Raw genomic sequence first — 15,894 nt, 5'->3', positions numbered from 1 at the left:
GATGGGCAAGCCCACGGGGTTCATGGAGATCAGCCGTCAGGACCGGGGCCAGGCGCCGGTCGCCGACCGCATCCACCACTATCGGGAGTTCGTGATCCCCCTCTCGGACGAGGAGGTGAGCAAGCAGGGTGCGCGCTGCATGGACTGCGGCATCCCCTTCTGCCACAACGGCTGCCCGCTGAACAACCTGATCCCGGACTGGAACGACCTCGTCTACCGGGGCAACTGGCGGCGCGCCCTGGAGGTGCTCCACGCCACCAACAACTTCCCCGAATTCACCGGCCGCGTCTGCCCGGCGCCCTGCGAGGCGTCCTGCACGCTCAACATCAACGACACGCCGGTGGCCATCAAGACGATCGAGTGCGCGATCATCGACCGGGCCTGGGAGGAGGGCTGGATCGAGCCCCACATCCCGAGCCATCGCACGGGCATGCGGGTCGCGGTGGTCGGGTCCGGCCCCGCCGGCCTCGCCTGCGCCCAGCAGCTCGCCCGCGCCGGCCACAAGGTGCACGTGTACGAGAAGCACGACCGGATCGGCGGGCTGCTGCGCTACGGGATCCCCGATTTCAAGATGGAGAAGCACCTGATCGACCGCCGCATCTCCCAGATGCACGCCGAGGGGGTCAACTTCCACCCCCTGACGCACGTGGGCGTCGACTACCCGGCGCGGCGGCTGCTGGACGAGTTCGACGCCGTCGTGCTCGCCGGCGGGTCGGAGCGACCGAGGGACCTCCAGGTCCCGGGGCGGGAGCTCGGGGGGGTCCTGTTCGCGCTCGACTTCCTGCCCCAGCAGAACCGGCGCGTCGCGGGCGACCGCGTGGCCGGCGTCACCGCGGCGGGCAAGAACGTCGTGGTGATCGGCGGCGGCGACACCGGCTCGGACTGCATCGGAACCTCCGTGCGCCAGGGGGCGCTCTCCATCACCCAGCTCGAGATCCTGCCGCGGCCGCCGGAGCGCGAGGACAAGCCCCTCACCTGGCCGAACTGGCCGAACAAGCTGCGCACCTCGTCCTCCCACGACGAGGGGGCGAGGCGCGAGTGGGCCGTGTCGACAAAGGCCTTCCACGGCGAGGACGGGCACGTCACCGGCATGACCCTCGTCCGGGTCGACTGGCAGAAGGACGCGGCCGGCAACTGGCGGATGGCCGAGGTCCCCGGCAGTGAATTCGCCCTGAAGGCCGACCTCGTCCTCCTCGCCATGGGCTTCGCGCGCCCCGTGCACGAGGGGCTCCTGGAGGAGGTGGGCGTCGCGCTCGACCCCCGGGGCAATGTGCGGGCCGACACGGTCGGCTACCAGACCTCGGTCCCCCGGGTCTTCGCCGCGGGCGACATGCGCCGGGGACAGTCGCTGGTGGTCTGGGCCATCCGCGAGGGGCGCCAGTGCGCCCGCGCGGTGGACGAGTTCCTGATGGGGCGGTCCGAGCTCCCGGGGTAACCTGGGGCCGGGGTGCTCGCGCGGCGCGGGAGGTTCCGCGACAATGGGGGACCCGAGACTGCGGAAGGCGCCATGATCCCCCTCGAGAACGATCGCTTCCTGCGCGCGCTGCTGCGCGAGCCCGTCGACGTGACGCCCGTCTGGATCATGCGCCAGGCCGGGCGCTACCTGCCGGAGTACCGGGAGACCCGCGCCCGCGCCGGGAGCTTCCTCGCGCTCTGCCAGACCCCGGACCTCGCCTGCGAGGTGACGCTGCAGCCCCTCGAGCGCTTCCCCCTGGACGCGGCGATCCTGTTCTCGGACATCCTCACGGTGCCCGACGCCATGGGGCTCGGGCTGGGCTTCGAGGAGGGGGAGGGACCACGCTTCGAGCGTCCCGTGCGCAGGGCCGGCGACATCGCGGCCCTGCCGGTGCCGGACCCCGAGCGGGAGCTGCGCTACGTGATGGACGCGGTGCGCCTCATCCGCCGGGAGCTCGCGGGGCGCGTGCCCCTCATCGGCTTCTCGGGCAGCCCCTGGACCCTCGCGACCTACATGGTCGAGGGGGGAACGAGCAAGGAGTTCCGCATCGCCAAGGGCATGCTCTACGACGACCCGGGCCGGATGCACGAGCTCCTGGAGAAGGTCACCCGGGCGGTTACGGCGTACCTGAATGCCCAGGTGGCGGCAGGGGCCCAGGCCCTGATGCTCTTCGACACCTGGGGCGGCGCGCTCTCCACCCGCGCCTACCAGGAGTTCTCGCTGGCCTACATGGCCCGGGTGGTCGAGGGCCTCACCCGGGTCGCCGAAGGCAGGCGGGTGCCGGTGATCCTGTTCACCAAAGGCGGGGCGAGCTGGCTGGAGGACATGGCCGGTTCCGGGTGCGACGCCCTGGGGGTCGACTGGACCCTCGAGATCGGCGAGGCCCGTCGGCGGGTGGGCGACCGGGTCGCCCTGCAGGGGAACATGGACCCCAGCGTGCTGTACGCGTCCCCGGAGAAGATCCGCGCCGAGGTGGCCACCATCCTCGCGAGCTATGGTCCGGGCACCGGACACGTCTTCAACCTCGGCCACGGGGTGCACCCCCAGGTGCGCCCGGAGCACGTGGGGGTCTTCGTGGAGGCGGTGCACGAACTGAGCCGGCCCTACCACACCTGACGCCGTGCCGGAGCTCCCGGAGGTCGAGACCGCCCGGCGCGGGATCGCACCGCACCTCGAGGGGCGAAGGGTCGAGCGGCTCACGGTGCGCGACCGGCGGCTGCGCTGGCCAGTCCCGGCGGGGCTCGAGGGCGAGGTGCAGGGCCAGACGGTCCTTGCCGTCGACCGCCGGGGTAAGTACTTGCTCCTGCGCACGGGCGCCGGGACGCTCATTCTCCACCTGGGGATGTCCGGCAGTCTCCGGCTGGTGGAAGCCGCAGCCCCCCCGACGGCCCATGACCACCTGGACCTGGTGATCGAGGGCGGAAGGGCGCTGCGGCTCACCGACCCCCGCCGCTTCGGCTGCCTGCTCTGGACCCGCGAGGACCCCTCCCGCCACCCCCTCATCGCGACCCTCGGCCCCGAGCCCTTCGACGCGGCCTTCTCGGGGGATTACCTCTTCCGCCTGAGCCGGGGCCGCCGGTGCCCGGTCAAGGCGTTCCTGATGGACGGCCACGTGGTCACCGGGGTCGGCAACATCTACGCCAGCGAGTCCCTGTTCCTCGCGGGCATCCACCCCGGCCGCGCCGCGGGGAGCATCGCCCGGGCCCGTTACGGACGGCTCGCCGAGGCCGTGCGCTCGGTCCTCGCCGAGGCCATCCGGGCCGGCGGCACGACCCTCCAGGACTTCGTCGGCGCCGACGGCAAGCCCGGCCGCTTCTCCCGGCAACTGCGCGTGTACGACAGGGAAGGTGAGCCCTGCGAGGTGTGTGGGCACTCACTCCGACGGCGGGTCGTCGCCCAGCGCGCGGCCTTCTTCTGCCCCCGGTGCCAACGCTGAAGGCCCCCGCCTGAGGGCCCCGGCGCGGGGCGGAGGTCGCCGGGTATAATCCCGTCGAGCGCCGACCGGGCGCGCCCAGGCCGCTTGCGCGATCGATGTCCCGCCGACGCCGGTCCGACCGATTCTTTGCGGTTCTCGCGGGCCTCGCCCTTCTCGCGGGGGGGACCCTGGCGGATGCGGTCCTGCGCGGACCGGCAGGGCAGGGGGCCGTGGGACCCGGGGCGCTCGGCGGGCAGCTGGGCCTGACGGACCTCGCGCTGGCCACGGCGGCCCGCTACACGCGGCACCCCGCGCTGGCGGACCGTCACGCCGCCTTCCAGGACCACCCCGGGGCCCTCGACCACTTCCCCTCCGGGGCGGTGGTCCCGCCGCCGCCCCACCTGCGGGCCCCCTGAGACCGGTGCTCGCGCGCCAGCGTTACCTCCTGGACTACACGCTGGCGGCGCTCCTGCGGCGCAAGGGCCGCAACCTCTCGCTGCTCCTGGTGTACGGGGCCCTGGTCTTCGCCCTCGCCTCTGTCCTGCTCTTCGGGTCGGCCCTGCGCCGGGAGGCCAGGGCGCTGCTGGAGGGCGCGCCCGAGCTGACCGTCCAGCGGCTCGTCGCAGGACGCCACGACCCGATCCCCGCCGCCTATCTCGAAGAGGTCCGAAAGATCCGCGGCGTGGCCGCTGCCGAGCCCCGCCTCTGGGGCTACCACTACGACCCCGCCAGCGGTGCCAACTACACCGTGCTCGTGCCGGCGGCCGACCCACCGCCCGCCGGCTCCGCCCGCATCGGCCGGGGCGTCGCCCGCTCCCGGGGCCTCGCGGTGGGGGACGTCGTCGCCTTCCGCGACACCCGGGGCGAGCCGCTCGCGCTGCGGGTCACGGACCTGCTGGACCCGGCCAGCGAGCTCCTCACCGCCGACCTCTTCCTGGTCGCCGAGAGGGACTTCCGGCGCTGGCTCGGCGTGCCGGAGGGCCTCTACACCGACCTCGCCCTGCGGGTGCGCAACGCACGCGAGGTGCGTACGGTGGCGGACAAGGTCACCCGGGCCCTGCCCGACACCCGGCCGGTGCTCCGGGAGGAGGTCGCGAGGACCTACGAGGCGGTCTTCGCCTGGCGCGAGGGGGTGGGGCTGCTGCTCCTCAGCGCGGCACTCTTCGCCTTCGCCATCTTCGCCTGGGACCGCGCCTCCGGCCTCTCGGCCGAGGAGCGCCGCGAGATTGGCATCCTCAAGGCCGTGGGGTGGGACACCGGGGACGTGCTGCGCATGAAGCTCTGGGAAGGCGCGGTCGTCTCCCTCACCGCCTTCCTCGTGGGCTACGTCCTCGCCTACGCCCACGTCTTCTGGGCCGGGGCCCCTCTGCTCGCGCCACTCCTCAAGGGCTGGGCGACGCTCTACCCGGAGTTCCGGCTGGTCCCCCACGTGGAGCCCGCCGGGGTGCTGGCCCTCTTCGCGCTCACAGTCGTGCCCTACACCGCGGTGACCCTGGTGCCCACGTGGCGCGCCGCCGTCGCGGACCCCGACGCGGTGATGCGGGGGGCGCAGGAGTGATCCGGCTCGAGGACGTCCGCAAGGCCTTTCACCAGGGCAGCCCGAACGAGGTCTGGGCCGTCCGGGGCGTCACGCTCACCATCGAGCCGGGGTCCGTGACGGTGTTCCGGGGGCCGAGCGGGTCGGGAAAGACGAGCCTGGTGTCGCTCGTCGGGTGCCTCGCCCGGCCGACCTCGGGGCGGGTGCGCCTGGGCGACCGCCTGGTCTCGGCCCTCCCGGAGAAGTTCCTGGCCGAGCTCCGCCGGCGCACCTTCGGCTTCGTGTTCCAGCAGTTCCACCTGGTCCGGGGGCTCAGCGTGCTCGAGAACGTCATGCTGCCCGCCTACCCGGAGGCCCCACCCTACGCTGAGCTGCGGGCGAGGGCCGAGAGGCTCCTCGGGCGCCTCGGCATCGCGGACCGGGCCGGGGCCCGGTCGGAGTGGCTCTCGGGGGGCGAGGCCCAGCGCGCCGCCATCGCGCGCGCCCTGGTGAACGACCCCCAGGTGCTGATCGCCGACGAGCCCACCGCAAACCTGGATACCGGGCACTCGCGCGACTTCCTCGAGATCGTCGCGGGGCTCAAGGCCGAGGGGCGCACGGTGATCCTGACGAGCCACGACCCCCTGGTGTGCGAGGCGACCCTGGTGGACCGGGTGGTCGCCCTGCGGGACGGGCGGGTCGAAGGCGCCGCCTGACGGCGGAATCGCCTTCCGGGCCTATCGCCATGCTGCTCCATCCCCCCGTGCTGGCCCTGCTGGTCGTCTCCTCCCTGGTGACCGTGGGGCTGGCGCTCGCGGTCCCGTTCGCGGTCCGGGTCGTGCGCCGCTGGGACCTGGCGAGCGGGAGCGAGGGGCAGATCCGGCTCGAGCGCGGGACCTCGCTGGTCTCGGCGGTGCTGGGCCTGGTGCTGGCCGCCCAGGCCCTGTCGCTCGGCCTCTTCGTCTTCGCGGCGGAGTCCCTCTCGAGCCAGATCACGGGCGCCATGTGCGCCACCGGGACCCTGAACGCGACCCCCTTCGGCTTCCCTGCCCTCGGCCTGAAGGTCGCGCTGTTCTTCGGGGCCGCGGTCTGGCTCGCCCTCGACCGGCTGGACCGGGACGGCGATGACTATCCCCTGGTGCGCGGCAAGTACGCCCTCCTGGTCGGCCTGGCTCCGGTCGCGGTCGCCGAGGCCCTGCTGCAGTTCCTCCACTTCTCGGGGCTCTCGCCCGAGGTCATCACCTCCTGCTGCGGGTCGCTCTTCAGCGTGGAGGGCGCAGGGGTGGCCTCGGAGGTCGCCGGGCTGCCCGCCGGCCCCACGATGGCGGCCTTCTACCTCACCGGGGCCTTCGTGCTGGCCCTCGCGGCCCGGACCGGGTGGGCCGCGGGCCGCGGCGGGGCGGCGCTGGGGGTGGCCGCCGTGGCCGCCTTTGCGGCCGCCCTGGCGGGCGTGGTGTCCTTCCTCTCCGTCTACGTCTACGAGAGCCCTCACCACCACTGCCCCTTCTGCCTGCTGAAGGGAGGGTACGACTACCTGGGCTACCCGCTGTATTCCGCGCTCTTTGCCGGCACCGCCTGCGCCCTCGCCGCCGCGGTCTCGGGCCCCTTCGCCCGGGTCCCGAGCCTGGCCCTTGCCGCGCCGCGGCGCGCCGCGCGCTGCGCCGGGTGGGCCACCGTCCTGCTCGGGGCCTTCTACCTCCTCGCCACCTGGGCAGTGCTGCGCTCCCACCTGGAGCTCCTGCCGTGACCCGCCTCCTGCTCGCCCTGGCCCTCGTGCTGACGGTCGCCGCCGGTTGTGACCAGGCCCCCTTGCTGGTCCGGACCGGAATGCAGGCCCCCGCCTTCACGCTGCCCCGGCTCGAGGGGGGCACGGCCGCCTTCCCCGGAGGCTACCCGGGGCGGGTGGTCGCCATCCGCTTCTGGGCCGACTGGTGCCCCTACTGCCGGCCCGAGATGACCGCGCTGGAGCCGGTCTACCGCGGGATCCGGGACCGGGGCCTCGTCCTCCTCGCGGTGAACGTCATGCAGCCCCGGGACGCGGTGGCGCGCTTCGCCCGGGAGCTGGACCTCAGCGCCGAGGTGCTGCTCGATGGCGAAGGGGCCGTGACCCGGGCCTACGGGGTGATGGGCCTGCCGGTGACCGTGGTGGTGGACCCGGCGGGCGTGGTGCGAGGCCGGATCGTGGGGGAGTCGAGCCCGGAGACCTTCCTCGGGATGGTCGAGCCCCTGTTGCAGGCGAGGGAGACGGTGGAGCGATGACGAGCCGAAGAAGGTGGTTGCAGGGGGGACTGGGGACCCTGTCGGTGCTGGTGCTGGCGGCTGTGCCGGCCACCCCCCGGGCGGGACCGGTAGAGACACCGCCACCGGGCCCGCGGGACACCTGTCCGGTCTGCGGGATGTTCGTGGCCCGCTACCCCGAGTGGGTGGCGACGGTCCTCTGGCGTGACGGCCACGCCGTCCACTTCGACGGCGCGAAGGACCTCTGCAAGTACCTGCTCGACCTGCGGCGCTACGAGCCCGACCGCCCGGCCGACGGCGTGAGGACCGTCGCCGTCACCGAATACTACGGGCTCGCCCGGGTCGACGCCCGGGAGGCGTGGTACGTCGTCGGCTCGGACGTGCTGGGCCCCATGGGCCACGAGCTCGTCCCGCTGGCCACCCGCGCCGACGCGCAGGAGTTCCTGCGCGACCACCGGGGACGGCGCATCCTGCGCTTCGACGAGGTCGATCGCCCCTGGCTCGAGAGGCTGGACGCCGGCCGCTTCGACTGACGCGACGCGCGGCCGGCGCGCTGGTCCCGGACTACTGGGCGTTCAGGCGGTTGAACTTCGCCTGCAGCTGCTCCTTCGTCTCCGGGTGCGCGGGGTCCGGCTGGATGCACTCCACCGGGCAGACGGAGACGCACTGGGGCTCGTCGAAGAAGCCTACGCACTCGGTGCAGAGCGACGGGTTGATGACGTAGTGGTCATCGCCCTGGGAGATCGCCTCGTTCGGGCACTCGGGCTCGCAGACGTCGCAGTTGATGCACTCTTCGGTGATCACGAGGGCCATTGCGTTACCACCTCTCTGAAGGTTTGACGCCGTTAGGATAACCGAATCGCCGTGCCAGGGCAGCGGCCACCGGCTGGGGCACGAAGGGGCTGACGTCACCGCCGAGGGCCGCGAGCTCCCGGACCAGGGTCGAGGAGATGAACCCGAACTGCTCGGCAGGGGTGAGGAAGAGCGTCTCCACGGTCGGCACCAGGCGCCGGTTCATGCTGGCCAGCTGGAACTCGTACTCGAAGTCCGACACGGCCCGCAGGCCGCGCAGGATGACCGACGCCCCCTGGGCCACCACGAAGTCGACCAGCAGCCCGTCGAGGCGGCGCACCACCACGTTCGAGTGGGCGGGCACCGCCTGCTCGGCGAGCGCCAGGCGCTCCTCGATGGGGAAGAACGCCTGCTTGTGCGTGCTCGCCGCCACCGCCACGATGACCCGCTCGAAGAGCTTCGAGGCCCGCTCGATCAGGTCGCAGTGTCCGTTGGTGATGGGGTCGAAGGTCCCCGGGTAGACGACGGTGAGCGGCATCGTTCTCTCTCCTCAGGCCGGCGCGGCCGGTGCGGTGGGGCGCCGGGCAAGATGGTACCTCACGTCGCCGGCCTTGCCGCTGCGCACGAGCTCCCATCCGGCGGGGAGCGTGGCCTCGTAGACCGCCGCCTCGGACTCCAGGTAGACGTGACCGCCGGGTGCGAGCAGGCCCTGGGACTCCAGGAGCGCGCAGGCGGGCGCGAGCAGGCCCCGATGGAAGGGGGGGTCGAGGAACACGATGTCGAAGCACCCGCTCGCCCGGCGCAGCCAAACGAGCGCCTCGGCCCGATGGACCTCCAGTCCGGCGGCACCCAGCTCGGCCGCGAGCGCGCGGATCCCCGCGGCCGCCCGCTCGCTCTCCTCGACCATCACGACCCGCCCCGCGCCGCGGGAGGCGGCCTCGAACCCGAGGGCCCCGCTACCGGCGAAGAGGTCCAGGCACACCGCCCCCTCGATGACCGGCGCGAGCCAGTTGAAGAGGGTCTCCCGGACCCGGTCCGGGGTCGGGCGAAGGCCGGGCAGGTCCGGCACGGGCAGCCGGCGGCCCCGCCAGCGCCCGCCGATGACCCGGACGCACCCCGGGGGGGCGGGGGTCACGGCGCGCTCGGCGGCGCGCCCTGGGCCGCCTCCCCCGGCTTGCCCACCAGGACCGTGAGCATGCGGTCCGGGTCCACGTGCCGGCGGAAGGCGTCCCGGACGGCCTCGCGCGAGACCGCCCGTACCCGGTCGGTGAAGGTAGCGAGGTAGTCGAGCGGGAGGCCGTAGAAGCCGATGGAGGCGATCTGGCCGAGGACCTTCTTGTTGCTGTCGACCCGCAGGGCGAAGCCGCCGGTGATGTTGCGCTGGGCGGCGTCGAGCTCCTCCTCCGTCGGCCCCTCCCCGATGAATCGGCGCAGGGTGCCGAGGGCCACGGAGAGGGCCTCGCCCGCCTGCTCGTTCCGGGTCTGGAGCCCGATCAGGAAGGGCCCCGGCACCCGCATGGGCGCGATGGCGCTGTAGACGCTGTAGGAGAGCCCACGCTTCTCGCGCACCTCCTCGGCGAGGAGGGAGACGAGGCCACTGCCACCGAGCGCGTGGTTGCCCACGTAGAGCGCGAAGTAGTCCGGGTCGGCCCGCGTGACGGTGGCGTCCCCGAGGCGCACGTGCGTCTGGCTCGAGGGGTGGTCCACCCGCAGGGTCCGCGCCTCCCCGAGGCGCCCCGCGGACGGCAGGGGCGGGGGCGGCTCCCCCGCCGGCAGCCCGCCCACCAGGCGCTCGGCGAGCCGCTCGGCACCGGCCCGGTCCAGGTCGCCCACGATGGACACGACGGCGTTGCGCCCTACGTAGTGGCGCGCGTGGAAGGCCCGCACGTCCTCCCGGGAGAGGCCCTTCAGCCCCTCCGCGGTCCCCTCCGGGGGCGAGGCGTAGGGGTGGCCGGCGTAGAGGGCGCGGAAGAACTCGCGCTCGACCCGGTCGTCGGGCGACTGCTCCACCTGCCGCAGCGCCACCAGCATCTGGGCGCGCACCCGCTCGAAGGCGTCGGGCGCGAAGTCGGGGCGGGTAAGGACGGTCGCCGCGAGCTCGAGCGAGGCCTCCAGCGTGGGGGCGTCGCTCAGGGTGCGGAGCTCCACGCTGGCCATGTCCCGCTGGGAGGCCGCGCCGAACTGGGCGCCGAGCCCCGCGAAGCGCTCCGCGATGGCGTCCGCCGAGAGCCCGCCCGCACCCTCGGCAAGCAGGCCGTTGGTCAGGCGCGCGAGCCCCGGGCGGTCCCCGTCACGGGAGCCGGCCGCGTCGAAGAGGACGCTCACGTCCACGATGGGCAGCTCGCGGGCCTCCACGAACAGGACCCGGGCCCCGTTGGCCGTGTGCCAGGAGGTGATCGTGGGCAGGGCCTGGACGGGCAGGCTGAGGGCGGCGAGGGCCGCCAGGGCAAGGAGCGCAAGGGGCCTAGCGCGCATGGGAGCTCCCCGCCGGCGTGGTGCCGCCGGCACCGCCACCGGCTGCGCTGCGCTCCGCCGGCCGGGGCTCCAGGTGAGCGACGGTGAGGGAGGCGTCCACCAGGTACTTGCGGGCCACCGCGTGGATCTGCTCGGGCGTCACCGCCCGGATGCGCTCCACGTACTCCTCGCCGACCCGCCACCCCGCCCCCACGGTCTCCAGCCGGCCGAGGCGCATGGCCTGGGCCATCACGGAGTCGAGTTGGTAGACGTCGGAGGCGACCACCTGGGTCTTCACCTTGTCCAGCTCCGCCGGGTCGATGGGGGCCTCCCGCAGCCGGCCGACCTCCTCGCGCAGCTTCGCCTCGAGCTCGCCGACGGTGCGGCCCCCGGCCGGCGTCGCCGCGACGGTGAACAGGGTCGTCATGCGGTCGAACGGGTCGTAGGAGGCGCCCGCGTCGGCCGCGATCTCCTCCCCCCGCACCAGCCGGCGCTGCAGGCGCGCACTCTCGTCGCCCCCGAGCACCGCCGCCAGCACGGCCAGGGCGTAAGGCTCCCAGTCCTCCGGCGCGTCCTTCACGGTGGGGGCCTTGTAGCCCAGCACGAGGTAGGGCAGCTCCGCCGGGGCCGAAACGACGACCCGCCTGAGCCCCGTCTGCTCCACCTCCGGGCGCGGCTTCGGCGGCCGCACCTCGGCCGGCGGCAGCGGCCCGAAGTGCTTGCGCGCGAGGGCGAGCACCGCCTCGGGCTCCACGTCGCCCACCACCACCAGCGTGGCGTTGTTGGGGGCGTACCAGCGCCGGTACCAGTCCTTCAGGTCCTGGAGCGTGTAGGCCTCGATGTCCGCCATCCAGCCAATGACGGGGTGGCGGTACGGGCTCGTCTGGTACGCGGTCGCCTGGAACACCTCATAGGTGAGGGACTCCGGCTCGTCCTCCGTGCGCAGCCGCCGCTCCTCGGAGACGACCGCCCGCTCCTTCAGGAAGTCCTCTTCCCGCAGCCGCAGCCCTGCCATGCGGTCCGCCTCCAGACGGAAGCTCACTTCCAGGCGGTCGGAGGCGAGGTTCTGGAAGTACCCCGTGTAGTCCTGCCCGGTGAAGGCGTTCTCCCGCCCCCCTTCGGCCGCGATCAGGCGGGAGAACTCGCCCGGGCCGTAGGTCTCGGTCCCCTTGAACATCATGTGCTCGAGCATATGACTTATGCCGGTGATCCCGTCGTGCTCGTAGCTGGAGCCCACCCGGTACCAGACCTGGGAGACCACCACGGGCGCCCGCCGATCCGGCTTGACCAGCACCCGGAGCCCGTTGTCCAGCACGTACTCCTCGACCCGCCCCCCGGCGGCGGCCGGCATCGCCAGGGCCGCGCCCACCAGCAAGGTCACCCACATCCAGCCGCCCGCTCGCCTGCCCATCGTCCGCTCCGTTCACCCGGAGGTGCTAGCATTGACCCGCAGTGAGACCGCCCGAGAGGCCCCATGTTCCTGTCCCGTCGAGACCCCGCCGCCCCGAACGCAGACACCGGCCGCTCCGGCCTGCTGACGCGCCTGCGCCGAGGGCTCGAGCGCACCCGCGCCGGACTCACCGAGAAGCTGGCCGCCCTGGTGCTCGGGCGCCGGGCCATCGACGCCGACCTCCTGGAGGAGATCGAGACGGTGCTGCTGACGGCCGACGTGGGTGTCGAGGCGACCCGCGACATCGTCGCACGTCTCACCGCCCAGGTCGCGCGCCGCGAGCTCGGTGACGCCGAGGCCCTGTACCGCGCCCTGCGCGAGGACATGATCGCCGTGCTGCGCCCCGCCGCGATACCCCTCACGGTCCCTGCGCCGGGGGAGGGGACCTGGGTCATCCTGGTCGTGGGGGTGAACGGCGCCGGCAAGACCACCACCATCGGCAAGCTCGCCCACCGGCTGCGGGCCGAAGGGCGCTCGGTGATGATGGCGGCCGGAGACACCTTCCGGGCCGCCGCCGTGGAGCAACTCCAGCGCTGGGGCGAGCGCGTGCAGGCGCCGGTCATCGCCCAGCAGACCGGGGCCGATTCCGCCTCGGTCGTGTACGACGCGCTCCAGGCCGCCCGGGCCCGGCGCGTCGACGTGCTGCTGGCGGACACCGCGGGGCGCCTGCACACGCGCGAGCCCCTGATGGAAGAGCTGAAGAAGGTCCGCCGGGTCCTGGGCAAGGTCGACCCGACGGCCCCCCACGAGGTCCTCCTGGTCCTGGATGCCGGCACGGGCCAGAACGCCCTGTCCCAGGCGCGGCACTTCCAGAGCGCGGTGCAGGTGACGGGCCTCGCCCTCACCAAGCTCGACGGGACCGCAAAGGGCGGCATCGTGTTCGCCATCGCCCGGGAGCTGGGGCTGCCCATCCGCTTCATCGGGATCGGCGAGGGCGTCGAGGACCTCCGGCCCTTCGACGCGGAGGCGTTCGTGGACGCGTTGCTGGAGCACTGAGCTGCGCCTCGGCTCGTGATCACCTTCGACGACGTCAGCAAGAGCTACCCCAACGGTCACCAGGCCCTGTCCCACGTGAGCCTGCACGTGGACGCCGGGGAGATGGTTTTCGTGACGGGGCACTCGGGTGCAGGCAAGAGCACGCTGTTGCGGCTCGTGGGCCTCATCGAGCGCAGCACCCAGGGGCAGGTGATCGTGGGGGGACAGAACCTCGGCAAGCTCGCGCCCCGCCGCGTGCCCTACTACCGGCGCAGGGTCGGGATCACCTTCCAGGACCACCGGCTGCTGCTGGACCGCACCGTCTTCGACAACGTGGCCCTGCCGCTGGTGATCGCGGGCTACAGCCATCGGGAGACCGGACGCCGGGTGCGCGCGGCCCTGGACCACGTGGGGCTCCTGGGCAAGGAGCGTCACCTGCCCGAGTCGCTCTCCGGCGGGGAGCAGCAGCGGGTCGGCATCGCACGCGCTGTGGTGAACCGGCCTGCGGTCCTGCTCGCCGACGAGCCCACGGGCAACCTCGACCCCGACCTCTCGCGCGAGGTCATGCGCCTCTTCGAGCGCTTCCAGCAGGTCGGGGTCACCGTCCTCATCGCGAGCCATCACCTGGACCTGATCCGCCAGATGGGCAAGCGCATCCTGTCGCTGCAGTCCGGGCGCCTGGCGACGGACTCCGGGCGCCCGCTGCCGTGACCCGCCGGGCACGCCCCGCGCGCGCCCGGGCGCCGGCCCGGGGTCTGGTGGAGCACTTCTCCGCCTGGCTGACCCGGCACGCCCAGGTGGCGGTCTCGAGCCTCGGGCAGCTGACCCGGACCCCCGTGGCCACCTCGATGACGACGCTGCTCATCGGGATCGCGCTGGCCCTGCCGGCCTCGCTCCACGTCTCGGTAGAGAACCTGCGCGCGGTGATGGCCGCCTGGGACCGCTCCACCCAGGTGTCGGTCTTCCTGAAGACCGAGGTGGACGACCGCAAGGCGGTGGCCCTGGGCGACACGGTGTCCCGCTGGCCCGAGGTGGGCGCGGTCCGCGTGCTCACCCGCGCCGAGGCCCTCGCCGAGTACCGCACCTTCTCCGGCATGGGCGAGCTGGTGGACAGCCTGGACTCCAACCCGCTCCCGGCCGTGCTGCTGGTCCAGCCCCGCCCGGGGCCGAGCCCCGGGCCTCCCGGGGCTCCAGGAGCCCCCGGGGCGCTCGTGGACCGTCTCGCCGCGCTGCCGGAGGCGGACGGCGCCCAGTTCGACCTCGAGTGGGTCCGCCGCCTGCAAGCCACCGCGGGGCTGGGGGAGCGCACCGCGGCGGTACTCGCGGGGGCGCTCGCGCTCGCGGTCCTCCTCGTGATCGCGAACACCACCCGAATGACCATCCAGGGGCGGCGGGACGAGATCGAGATCAGCAAGCTCTTCGGGGCGACGGACGCCTTCGTGCGCCGGCCCTTCCTCTACACCGGCCTCTGGTACGGGGTACTGGGCGGCATCGCCGCCTGGCTCTGCCTCGGGGCCATCGGGCTTGCCCTCGGAGGGCCCGTGGCCCGCCTCGCGGCGCTGTACGGCAGCGACTTCCGCCTGCAGGGAATGGGGGCCGGCGTGGGCGCGGCGCTCGTGCTCGGGGGAGGGCTCCTCGGGCTGCTCGGCGCCTGGCTCGCCGTGAGCCGCTACCTGCGCGCGGTCAAGCCCTGACGGGACGCCCCCCGGGGGGCGAAACTCCCGGGGGACCTGGCACTCTAAAGCAGTGACTGCTAAATTTGTTCCAGACTTCTCGATGGGGACAGGGACGCGATGACCAAGGCTCTCACGCTCGCGATGGCACTGCCGCTCGGTAGCCCGGAAAGCTATGAGCAGGCCGTCGCCCGCTTTCCGATGCTCAGCGCGGAGGAGGAGCGGGACCTCGCGGAGCGCTTCCAGCGGGACCTGGACCTGGACGCGGCGCGGGCGCTCGTCATGTCGCACCTGCGCTTCGTGGTCCACGTGGCCCGGGGCTACAAGGGGTACGGGCTGCCCCAGGCCGACCTGATCCAGGAGGGGAACGTGGGCCTGATGAAGGCCGTGAAGCGCTTCGACCCCTCCCTGGGCGTGCGCCTCGTCTCGTTCGCGGTGCACTGGATCCGCGCCGAGATCCACGAGTACATCCTGCGCAACTGGCGGATCGTGAAGGTCGCGACGACCAAGGCGCAGCGCAAGCTGTTCTTCAACCTGCGCAGCGCGAAGAAGCGCCTCGGCTGGATGAACCGCGAGGAGGTCGAGGCCATCGCGCGCGATCTGGACGTCCCGCCCGAGGCGGTGATCGAGATGGAGCAGCGGCTCAGCGCGACCGACACCGCCCTCGACGGACCCGCGGACGGCAGTGACGAGCACGAGGGGCGTGCGCCCGTCGCCTACCTCGAGGATATGAGGTTCGACCCCGCGACCCGGGTGGAAGAAGAGGAATGGGAGGCCCGGGGCGCGGCCCGGCTGCACGCGGCGCTCACGAAGCTCGACGGGCGCAGCCGTGACATCCTGGAGCATCGGTGGCTTGCCGAAGAGCGGGTCACGCTGCAGGAGCTGGCCGACCGCTACAACGTGTCGGCCGAGCGCATCCGGCAGATCGAGGCCAACGCCATGCGCAAGCTGAGGGCGGAGCTGGCGTTCTGAGGAGAGAAGCCCCATGGCGAGCGACCTGTCTGGCGAACGGCTGGCCAGCCTGAAGCAGCGGCTGGAGCAGCGCTACGAGAAACTGCGGGCGGAGGTGCGCCGCGAGCTGCTGGCGGCGGACAGCGAGGGTTTCCTGGACCTCGCCGGGCGCGTGCACGACCCGGGTGACGAGTCCGTCGCGGACCTGCTGGTGGACGTGGGCCTCGCGGTGGTGGACCTGCACATCGACGCGATACGGGAAACCGAGGCCGCGTTGCTCCGGCTGCGCACGGGCACCTACGGCACCTGTGTCGACTGCGGGACCCGCATCGGCTACGAGCGCCTGCTCACCGAGCCGACGGCCACCCGCTGCGTAACCTGCCAGGAGATCCACGAGCGGGCGTTCGTGCAGCCGGGCCGGGCCACCCTCTGAAGGGGCGTGCTGAAGGGGAGGACGGGAGGTGCGCGCTGGAG

At 73.1% G+C, this 15,894-nt stretch carries 19 protein-coding genes; 14 read left to right on the top strand and 5 right to left on the bottom strand.

The features are described from left to right. Position 1 precedes the first annotated feature (1 nt). The 9 genes from KA217_09595 to KA217_09555 all read left to right on the top strand — a co-directional run bounded on the left by KA217_09595 (position 2) and on the right by KA217_09555 (position 7,658). On the top strand, positions 2-1,435 hold the full coding sequence (locus tag KA217_09595) for a glutamate synthase subunit beta (protein ID MBP7712699.1): 1,434 nt from the start codon (positions 2-4) through the stop codon (positions 1,433-1,435). Between the two features lie 72 nt (positions 1,436-1,507). Then, positions 1,508-2,572, top strand: coding sequence for a uroporphyrinogen decarboxylase (gene hemE, locus KA217_09590; GenBank protein MBP7712698.1), 1,065 nt, complete (start codon positions 1,508-1,510; stop codon positions 2,570-2,572). Positions 2,573-2,576: 4 nt separating this feature from the next. Then, entirely contained in the window at positions 2,577-3,392 is an 816-nt protein-coding gene (mutM, locus tag KA217_09585; protein ID MBP7712697.1) for a bifunctional DNA-formamidopyrimidine glycosylase/DNA-(apurinic or apyrimidinic site) lyase, read from the top strand. A gap of 95 nt (positions 3,393-3,487) precedes the next feature. After that, complete coding sequence (locus tag KA217_09580) at positions 3,488-3,787, top strand: hypothetical protein (GenBank protein ID MBP7712696.1); 300 nt, start codon at positions 3,488-3,490, stop codon at positions 3,785-3,787. Then, positions 3,784-4,929, top strand: a complete 1,146-nt coding sequence (locus KA217_09575; GenBank protein ID MBP7712695.1) for an ABC transporter permease — start codon at positions 3,784-3,786, stop codon at positions 4,927-4,929. The genes KA217_09580 and KA217_09575 overlap by 4 nt, the downstream gene beginning before the upstream one ends. Continuing rightward, the gene (locus tag KA217_09570) at positions 4,926-5,603 is read left to right on the top strand and encodes an ABC transporter ATP-binding protein (protein ID MBP7712694.1); all 678 of its coding nucleotides are present in this window, start codon (positions 4,926-4,928) and stop codon (positions 5,601-5,603) included. The genes KA217_09575 and KA217_09570 overlap by 4 nt, the downstream gene beginning before the upstream one ends. Positions 5,604-5,632: 29 nt before the next feature. Further along, on the top strand, positions 5,633-6,634 hold the full coding sequence (locus tag KA217_09565) for a hypothetical protein (GenBank protein MBP7712693.1): 1,002 nt from the start codon (positions 5,633-5,635) through the stop codon (positions 6,632-6,634). Continuing rightward, a complete protein-coding gene (locus tag KA217_09560) occupies positions 6,631-7,146 on the top strand; it encodes a TlpA family protein disulfide reductase (protein ID MBP7712692.1) in 516 nt (171 codons plus the stop codon). The genes KA217_09565 and KA217_09560 overlap by 4 nt, the downstream gene beginning before the upstream one ends. Next, positions 7,143-7,658, top strand: coding sequence for a nitrous oxide reductase accessory protein NosL (locus KA217_09555; GenBank protein MBP7712691.1), 516 nt, complete (start codon positions 7,143-7,145; stop codon positions 7,656-7,658). The genes KA217_09560 and KA217_09555 overlap by 4 nt, the downstream gene beginning before the upstream one ends. Positions 7,659-7,689: 31 nt before the next feature. Here KA217_09555 and KA217_09550 read toward each other — a convergent pair whose 3' ends face one another. From KA217_09550 to KA217_09530, 5 genes are read right to left on the bottom strand one after another with little or no spacing between them, the layout of a single operon-like run. Continuing rightward, positions 7,690-7,938: a YfhL family 4Fe-4S dicluster ferredoxin gene (locus KA217_09550; GenBank protein MBP7712690.1), complete on the bottom strand. Its 249-nt coding sequence runs from the start codon at positions 7,936-7,938 to the stop codon at positions 7,690-7,692. Positions 7,939-7,942: 4 nt separating this feature from the next. Then, positions 7,943-8,455, bottom strand: coding sequence for a pantetheine-phosphate adenylyltransferase (gene coaD / locus KA217_09545; GenBank protein ID MBP7712689.1), 513 nt, complete (start codon positions 8,453-8,455; stop codon positions 7,943-7,945). Positions 8,456-8,467: 12 nt separating this feature from the next. After that, on the bottom strand, positions 8,468-9,052 hold the full coding sequence (gene rsmD, locus KA217_09540; protein MBP7712688.1) for a 16S rRNA (guanine(966)-N(2))-methyltransferase RsmD: 585 nt from the start codon (positions 9,050-9,052) through the stop codon (positions 8,468-8,470). Further along, positions 9,049-10,392 carry an insulinase family protein gene (locus KA217_09535; GenBank protein ID MBP7712687.1) on the bottom strand — a complete coding sequence of 448 codons (1,344 nt, stop codon included), beginning with the start codon at positions 10,390-10,392 and terminating at the stop codon, positions 9,049-9,051. The genes rsmD and KA217_09535 overlap by 4 nt, the downstream gene beginning before the upstream one ends. Continuing rightward, positions 10,382-11,758: an insulinase family protein gene (locus KA217_09530; GenBank protein ID MBP7712686.1), complete on the bottom strand. Its 1,377-nt coding sequence runs from the start codon at positions 11,756-11,758 to the stop codon at positions 10,382-10,384. The genes KA217_09535 and KA217_09530 overlap by 11 nt, the downstream gene beginning before the upstream one ends. A gap of 87 nt (positions 11,759-11,845) precedes the next feature. Here KA217_09530 and ftsY point away from each other — a divergent pair, with 87 nt between their 5' ends. From ftsY to KA217_09505, 5 genes are all read left to right on the top strand, one after another. After that, positions 11,846-12,817 carry a signal recognition particle-docking protein FtsY gene (gene ftsY, locus KA217_09525; GenBank protein MBP7712685.1) on the top strand — a complete coding sequence of 324 codons (972 nt, stop codon included), beginning with the start codon at positions 11,846-11,848 and terminating at the stop codon, positions 12,815-12,817. A 15-nt stretch (positions 12,818-12,832) separates the two neighbouring features. After that, on the top strand, positions 12,833-13,507 hold the full coding sequence (gene ftsE / locus KA217_09520; GenBank protein MBP7712684.1) for a cell division ATP-binding protein FtsE: 675 nt from the start codon (positions 12,833-12,835) through the stop codon (positions 13,505-13,507). Between the two features lie 44 nt (positions 13,508-13,551). Then, positions 13,552-14,490: a permease-like cell division protein FtsX gene (ftsX, locus tag KA217_09515; GenBank protein MBP7712683.1), complete on the top strand. Its 939-nt coding sequence runs from the start codon at positions 13,552-13,554 to the stop codon at positions 14,488-14,490. A gap of 99 nt (positions 14,491-14,589) precedes the next feature. Continuing rightward, the gene (gene rpoH / locus KA217_09510) at positions 14,590-15,441 is read left to right on the top strand and encodes an RNA polymerase sigma factor RpoH (protein ID MBP7712682.1); all 852 of its coding nucleotides are present in this window, start codon (positions 14,590-14,592) and stop codon (positions 15,439-15,441) included. A 13-nt stretch (positions 15,442-15,454) separates the two neighbouring features. Continuing rightward, positions 15,455-15,853, top strand: a complete 399-nt coding sequence (locus tag KA217_09505; protein MBP7712681.1) for a TraR/DksA family transcriptional regulator — start codon at positions 15,455-15,457, stop codon at positions 15,851-15,853. Positions 15,854-15,894 lie beyond the last annotated feature (41 nt).

The organism is Gammaproteobacteria bacterium (assembly GCA_017999615.1).
Lineage (GTDB): Bacteria > Pseudomonadota > Gammaproteobacteria > JAABTG01 > JAABTG01 > JAGNLM01.
Note: the sequence above shows the minus strand (reverse complement) of the source record. Positions and strands in the feature narration are given on the sequence as shown.